Raw genomic sequence first — 15,494 nt, 5'->3', positions numbered from 1 at the left:
CCCGGAACCACCTGCAGGAAGGCTCGGACCATGGTCAGCATCGGCACCTATCAGCGGGTCGACGTGACGGATGCCGCGGCATCCCTCATCCGCGAGATCAGCCCTTGTGCCGGGGCTTGCGGAACGGCTTCTCGCCTCGCTCATCGGTGCGAGCAGGACGGTCGTCACGGTCGTAGCGCGGACGGTCATCGCGGCGCTCGAACCCACCGCGGGCGCCGTCACGAGGGCCGTCGTTACGACGGGCTCCAGGCCCACGGTCGGGCTTGATCTCGATGAGCCGACCCGAGATGCGGGTGTCCTTCAGCTTCTCCAGGACGGACGAATCGAGGTTCGCCGGCAACTCGACGACAGTGAAGTCCGGCCGGATGTTGATCGCGCCGAAGTCATCACGACCCAGGCCGCCCTCATTCGCGAGTGCGCCGACGATCTGACGGGGCTCGACGCGGTGACGGCGTCCGACCTCGATGCGGTACGGCTTGTAGTCGCCGCGCCCACGGCGCTCGCGCGGTTCGCGGGTCTCGCGACGCTCGCGAGTGTTGCTCTCGCGCGGCGGACGGTTGTCGTACTCGACCGCTTTCGACAGGGCGTCGTCGGCCGGGTCGAGCAGCAGAGGAGTATCGCCCTGGGCGACGACAGCGAGCGCAGCTGCGACATCGGCCTCGGGCACATCGTGGTTGCGCACGTAGTGGTCGATGATGTCGCGGAACTTCTCGATGCGGGTGCTATCGCTGAGCGCGGTCGTGATCGCGTCGTCGAAGCGGGCGAGGCGCGTGGTGTTCACGTCGTCGAGGCTGGGCAGCTGCATCTGAGTGGGCTGCTGACGCGTGGCCTTCTCGATCGACTTGAGCAGGTAGCGCTCACGCGGGGTGATGAAGCTGATCGCGTCTCCGGTGCGTCCCGCGCGGCCGGTGCGGCCGATGCGGTGCACGTACGACTCGGTGTCGGTGGGGATGTCGAAGTTGATGACGTGGCTGATGCGCTCGACGTCGAGACCGCGAGCGGCCACGTCGGTCGCGACGAGGATGTCGAGCTTGCTCGCCTTGAGCTGGTTGACGCTGCGCTCACGCTGGACCTGGGGCACGTCGCCGTTGATGGCGGCGGCGGAGTATCCGCGGGCACGCAGCTTCTCGGCCAGCGTCTCGGTCTCGTTCTTCGTGCGGACGAACACGATCATGCCGTCGAAGTTCTCGACCTCGAGGATGCGAGTGAGCGCATCCACCTTCTGCGCGTACGACACCACGAGGTACCGCTGCGTGATGTTGGTGCCGGTGGCGGTCTTCGACTTGATGCTGATCTCTTCGGGCTCACGCAGGTACTTCTGCGCGAGTCGGCGGATCTGCGGGGGCATGGTCGCTGAGAAGAGGGCTACCTGCTTCTCCTCGGGCGTCTGCGCGAGGATCTGCTCGACGTCTTCGGCGAAGCCCATCTTGAGCATCTCGTCGGCTTCATCGAGCACCAGGTACTGCAGCTGGGACAGGTCGAGGGTGCCCTTGGCGAGGTGGTCCATGATGCGACCGGGGGTGCCGACGATCACGTGCACGCCGCGGCGCAGCGCCGACAGCTGCACGCCGTAGCCCTGTCCGCCGTAGACGGGGAGGACGTGGACGCCCTTCATCTTCGACGCGTACGACTCGAACGCCTCGCACACCTGCAGAGCGAGCTCGCGGGTCGGAGCGAGCACGAGAGCTTGCGGGGTCTTCTGGGACACGTCGAGGCGCTCGAGCACGGGGAGCGCGAATGCCGCGGTCTTTCCCGTTCCGGTCTGCGCCATACCGACGACATCGCGACCGGAGAGCAGGGTCGGGATCGTGGCGGCTTGGATGGGGGAGGGGGTCTCGTAGCCGAGGTCCTTGATGGCCTTGAGGACGGGGCCGGTGATGCCGAGCTCCTCGAATCCAGGGGTCTCGGGGGCGTCGGTGGGCACAGCGTCTTCAGGAGTCACTGACCAAGGGTAGCGCTTCGCGGGATTCCGCGCCTGTGAGGGCGCCCTCAGGAGCCGGAAGTCAGAGTGAGCAGTCTCTCCTTGACCTGGCGACGCAGCACCTTGCCGATCAGCGATTTGGGCAGCTCGTCGACGATGAACAGACGCCGCGGAACCTTGTACGGGGTGAGGATGCTGCGCGCATACTCGCGGATCGCTTCGACGTCGACGTCTGCCCCCGCGTCGACGACGATCGCGGCGACGACCTCCTCGCCGGAGTGGTCGCTCGGCAGACCGACCACGGCAGCGTCCACGACCTGAGGATGCTGACGCAGAGCGCTCTCGACCTCGGTGGGGGCCACATTGAAGCCGCCGGTGATGATCAGCTCCTTGATGCGGTCGACGATCCGGATGAAACCCGCCTCATCGACCGTCACGATGTCACCGGTGCGGAACCAGCCGTCGACGAAGACGGCCTCCGTCTCCTCCGGCTTGCCGTAGTAGCCGGAGAACACCTGGGGTCCGCGCACCAGGAGCTCACCCGCGGATCCTTCAGGAACGCCGACGGTCGGGTTCTCGGGATCGACGACGCGGCATTCGGTTCCCGGAAGAGGAAGTCCCACGGTGCCGGGGACGCGGTTGTCAGCTACGGGGTTCGCCATCAACACGGGGGAGCACTCGCTGAGTCCGTACCCCTCGACGAGGAAGCCATGCGTCGCCGCCTCGAACGGCACCACGAGTTCGTGCGGCAAAGCCATGGCGCCGGAGATCGCGACCTCGATGCCGTCGAGCGAGACATCCTTCGCCTTCGCCGCCGACAGCAGGCGGTCGGCGATCGGGGGCACGAGGGGAAGGAAGGTGGCGGGGTGCTTCTTCATCACGTCGAGCACGAGATCCGGATCGAACTTCGGGAAGAGCACCAGGCGCGCACCCATGGACATCGCGAATGTCAGACAGAGCGTGAGACCGTAGGCGTGGAACATCGGCAGCACCGCGTACACGACGCAGCCCTTGCCGCGCTGGATCGACGGAACCCATGCCTGCGATTGCGCGGCGTTCGCGAGCAGGTTGCCGTGGGTCAGGGCGGCGCCCTTGGGGGTTCCCGTGGTGCCGGACGTGTACTGGATGATCGCGAGGTCGTCGGTGGCGGGCTTCGGATGAGCGGCAGGGATCGGGGCGGACTGCACCAGCGAGTCCCAGGTGACGGTTCCTCGCACCTTCTCGGTCAGAGCGGCGCGAGACTCACGGGCCTTCGCCACCGGCAGCCGTAGCGCCACACGAGTGAGAAGGGGCATCGCGCGCGTCACATCGACGGAGATGAGGTTCGTCACGGCGAGGTCGGCGGGGAACTCCTGCACCGTGGCGACGACCTTGTTCCACACGATCGCGTGCTTCGCGCCATGGTCCTCGAACTGCTTCCGCAGCTCGCGCGGGGTGTAGAGCGGGTTGTGCTCGACGACGACGGCGCCGAGACGGAGCACCGCGTAGAACGCCACGATGTGCTGCGGACAGTTCGGAAGCACGATCGCCACGGGATCGCCCGCCCGCACGCCGAGGTCGCGCAGTCCTGCGGCTGCTCGGTCGATCGCATTCTGCAGTTCTGAGTACGACGTCTCACGACCGAAGAACTGCAGGGCGGGGGCATCCGGGTAGTCGCGGGCGGACGCGGCGACGATGTCGACCAGCGATCCGGACACGGGGGAGAGGTCTTCCGGGACGCCTGCGGCATAGCTGGCGATCCATGGGCGAGGAGGCTGGTACGAGCTCACCCGCCCAGCATAGGGCGGCTTCGCCGGACTGCAGGGACCCGGTGAGCACGGCAACTAGACTGGGGCCGTGTCTGAAATCACCCCTGATCTTGTGCGTCATCTCGGCGTGCTCGCGCGCATCCAGCTCAACGACGACGAGGTGTCCCGACTCACGGGCCAGCTCGATGCCATCGTCGACAACATCGCGAAGGTGTCGGAGGTCGCAGGCCCCGACATCGCAGCGACGAGTCATCCGATTCCGCTGAGCAACGTCTACCGTCCCGATGTGGTGGGCGAGACCCTCACACACGAGCAGGTGCTCCAGAACGCGCCGGATCAGGCCGACGGCCGATTCCGCGTCACCGCGATCCTGGGAGAAGAGCAGTGAGCGACATCATCCGCATGACTGCGGCGGAGCTTGCCGACAAGCTCGCCAGCCGCGAGATCTCGAGCGTCGAGGCCACTCGCGCTCACCTCGACCGCATCGCAGCCGTCGACGGCGACGTTCATGCCTTCCTGCACATCAACGAGGGTGCGCTCGAGGCGGCCGCCGCTGTCGACGCCCAGCGTGCGGCGGGTGAGCAGCTCGGCCCGATCGCCGGCGTGCCGCTCGCGATCAAGGACGTCCTCGTGACGACCGACCAGCCGACGACGAGCGGCTCGCGGATCCTCGAGGGCTACCGCTCGCCGTACGACGCCACGGTCGTCGCCCGCTCGCGCGCGGCGGGGCTGATCCCGCTCGGCAAGACCAACATGGACGAGTTCGCCATGGGGTCCTCGACAGAGCACTCCGCCTACGGTCCCACCCGCAACCCGTGGGACCTCGACCGGATCCCGGGCGGTTCCGGCGGCGGATCGGCGGCAGCAGTCGCCGCTTTCGAGGCTCCGCTGGCACTCGGCTCCGACACCGGCGGCTCGATCCGTCAGCCTGCTCATGTCACCGGCACGGTGGGCGTCAAGCCGACCTACGGCGGCGTCAGCCGCTACGGGGCCATCGCACTCGCCTCCAGCCTCGACCAGGTCGGACCCGTCACGCGTACAGTGCTCGACGCGGGTCTCCTGCACGATGCGATCGGCGGGCACGACCCGAAGGACTCCACGTCTTTGCGTGACGTGTGGCCCTCATTCGCTGACGCGGCCCGTGAGGGCGCGCGCGGTGACGTGCTCAAGGGGCTCAAGGTCGGTGTCATCCGAGAGCTGCCGGACAGCGGGTTCCAGCCCGGTGTCGCGGAATCGTTCCGCAGCGCGCTCGCGATGATGGAGGCGCAGGGCGCGGAGATCGTCGAGATCGGCGCTCCGCACTTCGAGTACGGCGTCGCGGCCTACTACCTGATCCTGCCTGCGGAGGCGTCGAGCAACCTCGCGAAGTTCGACTCGGTGCGCTTCGGCCTGCGCGTCACGCCCCACGGCACCCCCACCGTCGAGGACGTCATGTCCGCCACGCGTGACGCCGGGTTCGGCGACGAGGTGAAGCGACGCATCATCCTCGGCACCTACGCGCTGTCGGCCGGCTACTACGACGCGTACTACGGCAGTGCTCAGAAGGTGCGCACGCTCATTCAGCAGGACTTCGCGAACGCCTTCGCGGAGGTCGACGTCATCGCGACGCCCTCGGCTCCGACCACTGCGTTCAAGATCGGCGAGAAGATCGACGATCCGCTGCAGATGTATCTGAACGACATCACGACCATTCCCGTCAACCTCGCGGGCGTTCCCGGCATCTCGGTCCCCAGCGGACTCGCGTCGGAAGACGGATTGCCCGTCGGCATCCAGTTCATCGCACCGGCGCGGGAGGATGCGCGACTCTACAAGGTGGGCGCCGCCGTCGAGACGCTGCTCGTCGATTCGTGGGGAGCGCCGCTTCTCACGCGTGCACCCCAGCTCGTGGGAGGGACCCGCTGATGGCCACCGCCAAGCTCATGGACTTCGACAAGGCGCTCGAACTGTACGAGCCCGTGCTCGGGTTCGAGGTCCACGTCGAGCTCAACACGCACACCAAGATGTTCTCGGACGCGCCGAACCCGGCGAACGAGCTCTACCACGCCGCCGAGCCCAACACGCTGATCGCGCCGGTGGATCTGGGCCTGCCCGGATCGCTCCCGGTCGTGAACGAGACGGCGATCCGTTCGTCGATCAGTCTCGGTCTCGCTCTCGGATGCTCGATCGCACCGTCGAGCCGCTTCGCCCGGAAGAACTACTTCTACCCGGATCTCGGCAAGAACTACCAGATCTCCCAGTACGACGAGCCGATCGCGTTCGAGGGTTCCGTCGAGGTGGAGCTTGAGGACGGCACGATCGTGCAGATCCCCATCGAGCGCGCCCACATGGAGGAGGACGCCGGCAAGCTCACCCATATGGGTGGCGCGACCGGACGCATCCAGGGAGCCGAATACTCGCTCGTCGACTACAACCGTGCCGGTGTGCCGCTCGTCGAGATCGTGACGAAGACGATCTTCGGCACCGAGCACCGCGCCCCCGAGGTCGCCAAGGCATACGTCGCGACGATCCGTGACATCGTGCGCAGCCTCGGGATCTCCGAGGCGCGTCTGGAACGAGGCAACCTGCGCTGCGACGCGAACGTGTCGCTGCGTCCCCGCGGACAGGAGAAGCTGGGCACCCGCACCGAGACGAAGAACGTCAACTCGATGCGCTCGGTCGAGCGTGCCGTCCGGTACGAGATCCAGCGTCAGGCGCAGATCCTCGCCGATGGCGGGACCATCACTCAGGAGACGCGACACTGGCACGAGGACACCGGGACGACCTCGCCCGGTCGTCCGAAGTCGGATGCGGACGACTATCGCTACTTCCCTGAGCCCGATCTCCTGCCGGTGGAGCCTGCAGCAGAGCTGATCGATGCCCTGCGTGCCGAGCTCCCGGAACAGCCCGTCGCCCGTCGACGCCGTCTGATGGCCGAGTGGGGCTTCACGGACCTGGAGTTCCAGGACGTGCGCAATGGAGGGCTGCTGGAGGTCGTCGAAGCGACGATCGCCGCCGGCGCGACTCCGGCGACGGCCCGGAAGTGGTGGACGGGCGAGATCACGCGCCTCGCCAACTCACAGGAGAAGGACGTCACCGAGCTGGTCTCGCCGGAGAACGTCGCGGCCCTGCAGAAACTCGTCGACGCCGGAACGCTCACAGACAAGCTCGCGCGTCAGGTGCTCGAGGGCGTCATTGCGGGCGAGGGCACGCCTCAGGAGGTCGTCGACGGCCGCGGACTCGCGGTCGTCTCGGATGACGGTGCGCTGATCGCAGCGATCGACGACGCACTCGCAGCGCAGCCCGATGTGCTGGCCAAGATCAAGGACGGAAAGGTCCAGGCCGCCGGGGCCGTTATCGGCGCTGTGATGAAGGCGATGAAGGGCCAGGCGGACGCCGCCCGTGTCCGCGAACTCGTCCTCGAGCGCGCTGCGCAGTAACCGGTTCCCCCGGGCCTCATGTCCGAGGCCCGGGGGAGAATGGTGTCATGGGTCACGGTGACGGCAGAGGGCGCATCGTGTCGTCCGCGGATGCCGACGACACCGGCACGAGCATCCTGCACGTCGATATGGATGCGTTCTACGCGGCCGTCGAGGTGCTCGATGATCCGAGCCTGCGAGGACTGCCGTTGATCATCGGAGCGCCTGACGGTCGCTCGGTGGTGTCGAGCGCCTCGTACGAGGCTCGTCGCTACGGCGTTCGCGCAGCTATGCCGGTCTCTCAGGCTCTGCGCCTGTGTCCTTCTGCGCGCATCGTCCCTCCGCATTTCCATCGATACCACGCCGTCTCGCGACAGGTCATGGCGATCTTCGAGTCGTTCACACCGCTCGTCGAGCCGCTCTCTGTCGACGAGGCGTTTCTCGATGTGCGGGGCGTCCGACGTCTGTGGGGGAGCCCTGCGAGAATCGCGCACCTCGTTCGCGAGCGAGTCAGAGAAGAGGTCGGGATCACCTGCAGCGTCGGCGTCGCTGCGACCAAGCATGTGGCGAAGATGGCCTCGACGATCTCGAAACCTGACGGGATGCTGGTCATCGCCGCATCGGAAACCCAGGACTTCCTCGATCCGCGCCCAGTGCGTGCGATGTGGGGTGTGGGCCCGAAAGCCGCCGAAGCGCTGGAGGGACGAGGAATTCGCACAGTGCGGGACATCCGCACCTCGTCGCAGGCGATTCTCGACCGTGCCGTCGGACCGGCTCTGAGCGCTCGGCTCTCGGAACTCGCCCGCGGGGAGGACCCCCGTGCAGTCGAGACCGAGCGGGTGGAGAAGAGCATCGGGCACGAGGAGACGTTCGACACGGACATCATGGACCGATCGTTCCTCAGGGCTGAGCTGCTGCGCCTCGCGGACCGCGTCGCGGCGCGTCTGCGGAAAGCAGAGTGGGAGACCTCGACCGTCGCCATCAAGATCAGGTTCGACGACTTCCGCACCATCAGCCGTTCACAGACGCTCCCGGAACCCACCGCGGTGGGGCAGCGCATCGGCGAAGCGGCTCAGACGCTCTTCGATCAGATCGAGCGACGCGATCCTGTGCGGCTCGTCGGGGTGCGCGCAGAGAAGCTGCGCCCCGCCGGCGGTGGCGGGTTCGGCCTGTGGGACGACGATGAGGACTGGCGACGCGTCGAGGGCGCGGTCGACGACGCCGTGGCACGGTTCGGGAGCGCCACGATCAGTCGAGCGCGCCACATAGGGCGCGGTGACGGCCGCGGCGCTGCCCAGCATCCCAAGGCCCATGGACTGGATTGACGCTTGTCGCGGACGATTCCTGGACTAGCGTGGAGCCATGCCCAACATTGCACTGGAACTCGGAAAGCAGGCCGCCGCGTTCGGCGTGAAGAGCGCGTACGGCGAACAGCAGGATGTCGATGGAGTGAGCATCACTCCTGTCGCTTTCACCTACTCCGGCTTCGGCGGAGGCAGCGGTGACGGCGCCGAAGGCGGTGGTGGCGGCGGTGTCTCCGTGCCGGTCGGCGTCTACGTCCGCCGCGAGGAGGGACTCCGATTCGAGCCCAACATCGTGACGCTGCTCGTCGTCGCCGTGCCGTTCATCTGGGTCACCGGGCGCGCGCTCTCTCGCATCATCCGTGCACTCAAGAAGTGACGACCCGGTCGCTGTCGCGCTCGAGCGCGCAGCGACCCAGGTCGTCGAGGACATCCGGATGCTGTCTGCGGCCAATCCGGTCGTCCTCATCGACGGTCGCAGCGGTGCCGGTAAGACGACTCTCGCCCGGATGCTCGTCCAGCGCTGGCCGATCGCCGGACGGGTGCAGCTCGTCGCTCTCGACTCCATCTACCCCGGTTGGGACGGCCTCAGCGACGGAGTGGAGCGAGCACTGAACGGTATTCTGCGTCCGCATGGTCGCGGGTACCTCGGGGAGTGGCGACGCTGGGACTGGGCGAAGGGCGCCGAGGCTGAGACTCACGCGGTAGACCCCTCGCTGGGCGTGCTCATCGAGGGGAGCGGGATACTGACCCCGGCCACCGCGGCGATCGCGGACGTGCGCGTCTGGATCGAGTCCGCCGAAACCGGCCGCAAGGCGCGGGCTCTGGCGCGGGATGGGGAGACGTACCGGCCTCATTGGGAGCAGTGGGCGCGGCAGGAAAGCGATCACATCGCGCGCGATGATCCCCGCTCCCTGGCGACCAGGGTCGTCGAAGTGCCGTAGCTCAGAGGAGGCGGTCCGCCGCTTCGACAGTCAGCTCGAGACGATATCCGAGCCAGTCGTAGACACCGTACCTCGGGTCGTCGGGATCATGATCGTCATCGTTCTGGATCCCGAGACGCTCGGCGATGACGAGTCGGAGGGCGGTGAGCGTGCGCATCCACGCGTCGACATCAGACAGGGGGATGTCGAGATCGTGCTCTGCGAAGGCTTCGTCCCGGGACATGTCGCCGAGGTCCCCGCGCATCCCGGCGAGTGCGGTACGGACGATGTCCGCGTCCAGAGCGCGTCGATCCAAGAGATCGTCTCGGGTCGCGTCACGGAACGCGCGCGACGAGTCTTCGTCTTCGGGATAGGGGTCTGGAATCAGGCGACCGATCGCGGGATCCTCGACGTCGCGGTTCGCTCCCACGAGTTCACGGAAGTCGTCGACCAGGTGCACCAGCTGCGCACCCTCGACGCGGGCCATCCGCACCCGTACGGTCAGGTCGGTCACCTCGAAGCCTTTCGGACGGTCGCCCAGAGGCCGTAGTCGTGCATCGCCTGCGCGTGCACCTCCATCGTCTCGCGCGGGCCCGTAGCGACGATGGCCTGACCGTCGTGGTGCACCTGTCGCATCAGCATCGTGGCTCGCTCGAGCGAATATCCGAAATAGGTGCGGAAGACCCGCACGACGTAGCTCATCAGATTCACCGGGTCGTTCCACACGACGACCTCCCAGGGCTCGAGCGGGGCGGCCGAGAGATCGAGCTGTTCGTCGATGTCAGGTGTAGCGAGGGGACTCATGCCCAGCCCAGCGTGTGGAGCTGCTCGTCGTCGATGCCGTAGAAGTGCGCGATCTCGTGCACGAGGGTCGTATGGATCTCGTCGCGAAGCTCGTCATCGGTGTCGCAGGCGGCCAGATGAGACTCGCGATAGACGACGATCCGATCCGGGAGCTCCCCGGAGCCGTATTGCGTGCGCTCCGTCAGGGCCAAGCCGTCATAGAGTCCGAGCAGGTCGAGGCTTCCATCCTCCGGACGATCCTCGACGACGAACACCACGTTCTCCAGCCCGTCGACCATCTCGTCGGGCAGACGATCGAGCTCGTCGATCACGAGCTCTTCGAAGTCCGCTGCATCCATCTCCATCAGCTCCAGCCTATTGCCGGCTGGGGGAGCTGCGCGTCAGTGGAGGAAGACGAGGAGGCCCGCGACGGCGATGAAGAGGACGCCGAAGACACTGTTGAGCGTCCGCTGCCCTCGCGAGGATCTCGTGAGCCTGCGGAACGGCCCGGCCGCTGTGGCGAAGAATCCCCACATCACCACGATGTCGACGATGATGACGGTGCCGATGAGAGTGAGGTACTGGGGGAGTTGGGGCTCGTCCAGTCGGATGAACTGCGGGATGAAGGCGAGGAAGAAGACGATCGCCTTGGGATTGAGCAGGTTGACCCAGAATCCGCGTCTGATCATCGACCAGTGGCCCTCGTGCAGGTCGACGACCGTCCCGTCGTCATCGGCGGCACGTCGAGGCCTCGTGAGGATCAGTCGGATTCCGAGGAAGACCAGGTACGCCGCGCCGGCATACCTGATCACGTTGAAGAGGACTTCGGACTGCGAGACGAGAAGCCCCAGGCCCGCGGCGACGATCACGACATGGAGGACGAGAGCCAGCTGCTGCCCGAGGATGCCCCAGATCGATCGGCGCCAGCCCTGACTCAGAGCGTTCGACATCGTGTTGATGGCACCGGCGCCCGGCGTGAAGCTGATCACCACGCAGGCGGTCAGAAGCGAGAACCACACGGCGAGCGACACCCCGCAATCCTAGGGGCAGCTCAGCGTGCTCTCGATCACCGCCGCCTGGGCTTGAGGACCGAGGCGTCATCCGACGAGGAGAACAGAAGAAGGTCCGAGTCTCTCGACTCGGACCTTCTTCTGAGTGGGGTGAGTAACGGGACTCGAACCCGCGACATCCGGCACCACAAGCCAGCGCTCTACCAGCTGAGCTATACCCACCATGTGCCAATCGCGATTGGCAACCAGACGAGTCTATTACATGTTCGGGGTGAACTCTGACACGGTGCGAGTGGCGATGTCGCGAGCGTCGTCACTCGACGGTCCGGGCTCGTCGACGAAGACCGCCTCACGGTAGTACCGCAGCTCGCGGATCGACTCGAGGATGTCCGCGAGGGCGCGGTGTCCGCCGTCCTTCGCCGGCGCCTGGAAGAACACCCGCGGGTACCACCGCCGCGACAACTCCTTGATGCTGGAGACGTCGACGTTGCGGTAGTGCAGCCACTGGTCCACCTGGCTCATGTACTTCGCCAGGAACATGCGGTCGGTGCCGATGGTGTTGCCTGCGAGCGGAGCCTTGCGTTCGAGGGGGACGAACCGCTTGATGTAGGCGAGGGTCTGCTCCTCGGCCTCGGCCAGCGAGACGCCATGCGGGATCTCTGTGATCAGCCCGGAGGACTCGTGCATCTTCGTCACGAAGTCGTTCATGTTCTCGAGTGCTGCGTCGCTCGGGCGGATCACGATCTGGAAGCCGGGATCGACCGGACGCAGTTCGAAATCAGTGATGACGACGGCGATCTCGACGAGCTCGTCGACGGAGAGATCGAGACCGGTCATCTCACAGTCGATCCAGACGAGGCGGTCGTTCTCTGAGGCAGATACCATGTCGCCATCCTATCGACGGCTCCGACATCCGAGTCGGGCGCGGTACGGTAGTTCTGTGCGCCTCCGTAGCTCAGGGGATAGAGCAGGAGCCTTCTAATCTCTTGGTCGCAGGTTCGAATCCTGCCGGGGGCACCATCGCCTGGGCACGTGTGCGGAGGCTCATCCGTTCCGCAGCGCGGCCACCGCATCGTCTGCGCTCCAGAAGTCTCCGACGAGTCGGAAAGACGACGTGGCGAGGTGGAGGCGTTCCGCCCGATACCTGACCCCGAGGGGATCCGGGACGAGGCGCAGATGCCCGAGGACCCGGTCCTTCGCGTCCTGCACCCGCCAGAGATGGGCTGAGGCGCGCACAAGGTGCTCCTTCTTCGCCGACAGCCGCGGCGTCGCGTGGGGAACCTCGGGGACGGACGTGATCAGGGTGGCGGACATCGAATCTCCTTTCCTGATTCGAACGTATGACCGACCACCGACATTGCGCGGGTGGCGTGAGGCGGCGGCAAGCGCAGTTCTTCTGCACATGCGGACGTCGATTCTGGTTGTTCAGGATCTGGTGTTCCGCGTGCGCAGGAAGCACCGCCGGAGCGCACTCTGTAGCGAGCCGGACGCACGTTCCGGGCACAGAGGAGCGAACATGTACGACACAGTGACGATCGTGGGAAACGTTGCGACCGATCCCACCCAGGGGCGCACGACCAGCGGGATCCCTGTCACGAACTTCCGACTCGCCAGCACTCACAGGCGGTTCGACGAATCGACGCGGACCTGGATCGACGTGGTCACGAACTGGTATTCGGTCGCGGCCTTTCGCCAGTTGGGAGAGCATGCCAAGGCCTCGCTGCGGGCGGGCGACAGCGTGATCGTCACCGGGAGGATGAAGATCCGCGCCTGGGAGAACAACGGCAAGCAGGGGACCAGCGTCGACATCGACGCGGATGCGATCGGCCACGACCTCCGCTGGGGCACGACCGCGTATCGCCGTAGCTCCAGATCGACCGTCGACGCGCCTCCGCGAGGTGACGCGGCGCCGTCGGATGCGGTCAGCGACGACGCGGGGAGCCTGGGCTCGAGCGATGAGATGAAGGACATCGACACGTCGTGGGCCGCGAACGACGCCGAGCCTGCGGGATCAGGCAGCGACCTCGTGGGTTCGTTCCCCTCAGGGTCCGGTGCGTCCTGAGGGCGGGTGAGGACTGCGTCCGACGCACTCGATCGTGGTGAGCCGGACGCGTGCGGAGGAGGACGCCCGTAGACTCGGTTCGTGCTTCGACGACCGGACTCCTCCGCACCGCGTTCAGCGATCGCAGTCGGCATTGGCACGACTCTGGTGCTGCTGCTGACGGCGTGCGGTCCGACAGCCTCGCCCGCACCGGCACCGGGTCCGACCGACGCCGCTGCGTCGCCGGGGCCGTCGGCATCTCCGGCAGGTCCCGTGTTCGTGGCGGACGGCAGTGCGGAGGACAACCTGCCGCTCTTCGCAGCCGTGACCGACGGCGTATGGGCATCCGAGCAGAGGGTTTCCGGCCGCGCGTATATCGATGCCCTGACGGCGGCCGGCTTCGACAAGGCCGCCATGCAGGTGACCGCAGACGTCACGACGGTCGGAAACCCGGTCGAGAGCCTGCAGTTCGCGGTGCGTTGGGGCGACGCGGAGTGCCTCGTCGGCCAGGTGGGACCGTCGACCGGCGAGCCCGTCGCCGTCGTGATGCCCCAGCTCGCAGAGGGGCGCTGTCTCGTCGGTGCGACGCGGGCAATCGACTGGTGATACGGCGGCTCCGGTAGCGAGCCCTGCGATCGCCGGTAGGCTGGAGTGTCGATCTTCGACGCCAACAGAAGGAGCGGTTTTCGGTGGCTGAGTACATCTACTCGATGGTTCGTGCGCGCAAGGCGGTGGGCGACAAGCTCATCCTCGATGACGTCACCATGGCATTCCTCCCCGGTGCCAAGATCGGCATGGTGGGTCCGAACGGCGCCGGCAAGTCGACGATCCTCAAGATCATGGCCGGCATGGACACGCCGTCCAACGGCGAGGCGAAGCTGTCTCCCGGCTTCTCCGTCGGGATCCTGATGCAGGAGCCCGAGCTCGACGAGAGCAAGACCGTCATCGAGAACATCCAGGACGGCATCGCCATCAAGGCGAAGGTCGACCGCTTCAACGAGATCTCGATGCTGATGGCCGACCCGGATGCGGACTTCGACTCGCTTTTGGCCGAGATGGGCACACTGCAGGAAGAGATCGATGCAGCCGATGGCTGGGACCTCGACTCGCAGCTCGAGCAGGCGATGGACGCCCTCCGCACGCCGCCGGCCGATGCCGCCATCGCGCCTCTCTCCGGTGGAGAGAAGCGCCGAGTCGCGCTGGCGAAGCTCCTGCTCCAGAAGCCCGATCTTCTGCTGCTCGACGAGCCCACCAACCACCTGGACGCCGAGAGCGTGCTCTGGCTCGAACAGCACCTGCAGGCGTACAAGGGCGCGGTGATCGCGATCACCCACGACCGGTACTTCCTCGACCACGTCGCCGAGTGGATCGCCGAGGTCGACCGTGGTCGGCTCATCGGGTACGAGGGCAACTACTCGACCTATCTGGAGAAGAAGGGCGAACGCCTCGAGATCCAGGGCAAGAAGGACGCCAAGCTCGCCAAGCGCCTCAAGGAGGAGCTCGAGTGGGTGCGGTCGAGCGCGAAGGGCCGTCAGACCAAGTCCAAGGCACGTCTCGCGCGGTACGAGGAGATGGCGACCGAGGCAGAGCGGACCAGGAAGCTGGACTTCGAGGAGATCACGATCCCGGCGGGTCCCCGACTCGGGAGTGTCGTCATCGACGCGAAGAACCTGAAGAAGGGGTTCGACGGGCGTTCGCTCATCGACGGCCTCAGCTTCAGCCTTCCGCCGAACGGCATCGTCGGGGTGATCGGCCCGAACGGTGTGGGTAAGACGACGCTGTTCAAGACGATCGTCGGCCTCGAGCCGCTCGACGGGGGCGACCTCAAGATCGGTGAGACGGTCAAGATCAGCTACGTCGACCAGTCCCGGTCGAACATCGACCCGGACAAGACGCTGTGGGAGGTCGTCTCCGACGGGCTCGACTTCATCACCGTGGGCAAGACGGAGATCCCCTCGCGCGCGTACGTCTCGAAGTTCGGCTTCAAGGGGCCGGACCAGCAGAAGAAGGCCGGTGTGCTCTCCGGTGGTGAGCGCAACCGACTGAACCTGGCCCTCACCCTGAAGGAGGGCGGCAACCTGCTGCTGCTCGACGAGCCCACCAACGACCTCGACGTCGAGACGCTGAGCTCCCTCGAGAACGCGCTGCTCGAATTCCCCGGCTGCGCAGTCGTGATCACCCACGACCGGTGGTTCCTCGACCGCATCGCGACGCACATCCTCGCGTACGAGGGTACCGACGAGAAGCCCGACCAGTGGTACTGGTTCGAGGGCAACTTCGAGGCGTACGAGGAGAACAAGATCCAGCGCCTCGGTGCAGACGCGGCGAAGCCGCACCGCTCGACGCACCGCAAGCTCACGCGCGACTGACCG

At 66.5% G+C, this 15,494-nt stretch carries 17 protein-coding genes and 2 tRNA genes; 10 read left to right on the top strand and 9 right to left on the bottom strand.

Features of this window, described 5'->3' with window-relative positions; genetic code table 11:
• Positions 1-97: 97 nt before the first annotated feature.
• The gene (locus AB0P11_RS07260) at positions 98-1,942 is read right to left on the bottom strand and encodes a DEAD/DEAH box helicase (protein WP_053096010.1); all 1,845 of its coding nucleotides are present in this window, start codon (positions 1,940-1,942) and stop codon (positions 98-100) included.
• A gap of 47 nt (positions 1,943-1,989) precedes the next feature.
• Entirely contained in the window at positions 1,990-3,690 is a 1,701-nt protein-coding gene (locus tag AB0P11_RS07255) for a long-chain-fatty-acid--CoA ligase (protein WP_363520835.1), read from the bottom strand.
• A gap of 67 nt (positions 3,691-3,757) precedes the next feature.
• Here AB0P11_RS07255 and gatC point away from each other — a divergent pair, with 67 nt between their 5' ends.
• From gatC to AB0P11_RS07225, 6 genes are read left to right on the top strand one after another with little or no spacing between them, the layout of a single operon-like run.
• Complete coding sequence (gene gatC / locus AB0P11_RS07250) at positions 3,758-4,057, top strand: Asp-tRNA(Asn)/Glu-tRNA(Gln) amidotransferase subunit GatC (RefSeq protein WP_053096012.1); 300 nt, start codon at positions 3,758-3,760, stop codon at positions 4,055-4,057.
• A complete protein-coding gene (gatA, locus tag AB0P11_RS07245) occupies positions 4,054-5,571 on the top strand; it encodes an Asp-tRNA(Asn)/Glu-tRNA(Gln) amidotransferase subunit GatA (RefSeq protein WP_053096013.1) in 1,518 nt (505 codons plus the stop codon). The genes gatC and gatA overlap by 4 nt, the downstream gene beginning before the upstream one ends.
• Positions 5,571-7,085 (top strand): Asp-tRNA(Asn)/Glu-tRNA(Gln) amidotransferase subunit GatB, encoded by a 1,515-nt coding sequence (gene gatB, locus AB0P11_RS07240; RefSeq protein WP_363520831.1) that lies wholly within the window; start codon positions 5,571-5,573, stop codon positions 7,083-7,085. The genes gatA and gatB overlap by 1 nt, the downstream gene beginning before the upstream one ends.
• A gap of 47 nt (positions 7,086-7,132) precedes the next feature.
• Positions 7,133-8,389, top strand: coding sequence for a DNA polymerase IV (dinB, locus tag AB0P11_RS07235; protein WP_053096015.1), 1,257 nt, complete (start codon positions 7,133-7,135; stop codon positions 8,387-8,389).
• A 37-nt stretch (positions 8,390-8,426) separates the two neighbouring features.
• A complete protein-coding gene (locus AB0P11_RS07230; RefSeq protein WP_053096016.1) occupies positions 8,427-8,744 on the top strand; it encodes a hypothetical protein in 318 nt (105 codons plus the stop codon).
• A complete protein-coding gene (locus tag AB0P11_RS07225; protein ID WP_363520827.1) occupies positions 8,728-9,309 on the top strand; it encodes a hypothetical protein in 582 nt (193 codons plus the stop codon). Before AB0P11_RS07230 ends, AB0P11_RS07225 begins: the two co-directional genes overlap by 17 nt.
• Before the next feature lies 1 nt (position 9,310).
• On the opposite strand, the gene AB0P11_RS07220 is transcribed toward AB0P11_RS07225, so the two are convergent.
• The 6 genes from AB0P11_RS07220 to orn all read right to left on the bottom strand — a co-directional run bounded on the left by AB0P11_RS07220 (position 9,311) and on the right by orn (position 11,966).
• A complete protein-coding gene (locus AB0P11_RS07220) occupies positions 9,311-9,802 on the bottom strand; it encodes a DUF2017 family protein (protein WP_363520824.1) in 492 nt (163 codons plus the stop codon).
• Positions 9,799-10,092, bottom strand: coding sequence for an ATP-dependent Clp protease adapter ClpS (gene clpS / locus AB0P11_RS07215; RefSeq protein WP_053096019.1), 294 nt, complete (start codon positions 10,090-10,092; stop codon positions 9,799-9,801). The genes AB0P11_RS07220 and clpS overlap by 4 nt, the downstream gene beginning before the upstream one ends.
• The gene (locus AB0P11_RS07210; protein WP_056278692.1) at positions 10,089-10,436 is read right to left on the bottom strand and encodes a metallopeptidase family protein; all 348 of its coding nucleotides are present in this window, start codon (positions 10,434-10,436) and stop codon (positions 10,089-10,091) included. Before AB0P11_RS07210 ends, clpS begins: the two co-directional genes overlap by 4 nt.
• Before the next feature lie 36 nt (positions 10,437-10,472).
• A complete protein-coding gene (locus AB0P11_RS07205) occupies positions 10,473-11,102 on the bottom strand; it encodes a LysE family transporter (protein WP_056278693.1) in 630 nt (209 codons plus the stop codon).
• A 125-nt stretch (positions 11,103-11,227) separates the two neighbouring features.
• Positions 11,228-11,303, bottom strand: a tRNA-His gene (locus tag AB0P11_RS07200).
• A gap of 36 nt (positions 11,304-11,339) precedes the next feature.
• Positions 11,340-11,966 carry an oligoribonuclease gene (orn, locus tag AB0P11_RS07195; RefSeq protein ID WP_053096022.1) on the bottom strand — a complete coding sequence of 209 codons (627 nt, stop codon included), beginning with the start codon at positions 11,964-11,966 and terminating at the stop codon, positions 11,340-11,342.
• A gap of 59 nt (positions 11,967-12,025) precedes the next feature.
• Between orn and AB0P11_RS07190 the strand changes: the two genes are divergently transcribed.
• A tRNA-Arg gene (locus tag AB0P11_RS07190) sits at positions 12,026-12,101 on the top strand.
• Positions 12,102-12,125: 24 nt separating this feature from the next.
• On the opposite strand, the gene AB0P11_RS07185 is transcribed toward AB0P11_RS07190, so the two are convergent.
• A complete protein-coding gene (locus tag AB0P11_RS07185) occupies positions 12,126-12,395 on the bottom strand; it encodes a hypothetical protein (RefSeq protein WP_053096023.1) in 270 nt (89 codons plus the stop codon).
• Between the two features lie 202 nt (positions 12,396-12,597).
• On the opposite strand from AB0P11_RS07185, the gene ssb reads away from it, so the two are divergent.
• The 3 genes from ssb (at position 12,598) to ettA (ending at position 15,491) form a co-directional block, all read left to right on the top strand.
• Entirely contained in the window at positions 12,598-13,143 is a 546-nt protein-coding gene (gene ssb, locus AB0P11_RS07180; protein ID WP_363520818.1) for a single-stranded DNA-binding protein, read from the top strand.
• An 81-nt stretch (positions 13,144-13,224) separates the two neighbouring features.
• On the top strand, positions 13,225-13,728 hold the full coding sequence (locus AB0P11_RS07175) for a hypothetical protein (RefSeq protein ID WP_072591251.1): 504 nt from the start codon (positions 13,225-13,227) through the stop codon (positions 13,726-13,728).
• A gap of 83 nt (positions 13,729-13,811) precedes the next feature.
• On the top strand, positions 13,812-15,491 hold the full coding sequence (gene ettA, locus AB0P11_RS07170) for an energy-dependent translational throttle protein EttA (protein WP_363520815.1): 1,680 nt from the start codon (positions 13,812-13,814) through the stop codon (positions 15,489-15,491).
• The last annotated feature ends 3 nt before the right edge of the window (positions 15,492-15,494 follow it).

It is taken from the genome of Microbacterium sp. NPDC079176 (assembly GCF_040686675.1).
GTDB lineage: Bacteria > Actinomycetota > Actinomycetes > Actinomycetales > Microbacteriaceae > Microbacterium.
Note: the sequence above shows the minus strand (reverse complement) of the source record. Positions and strands in the feature narration are given on the sequence as shown.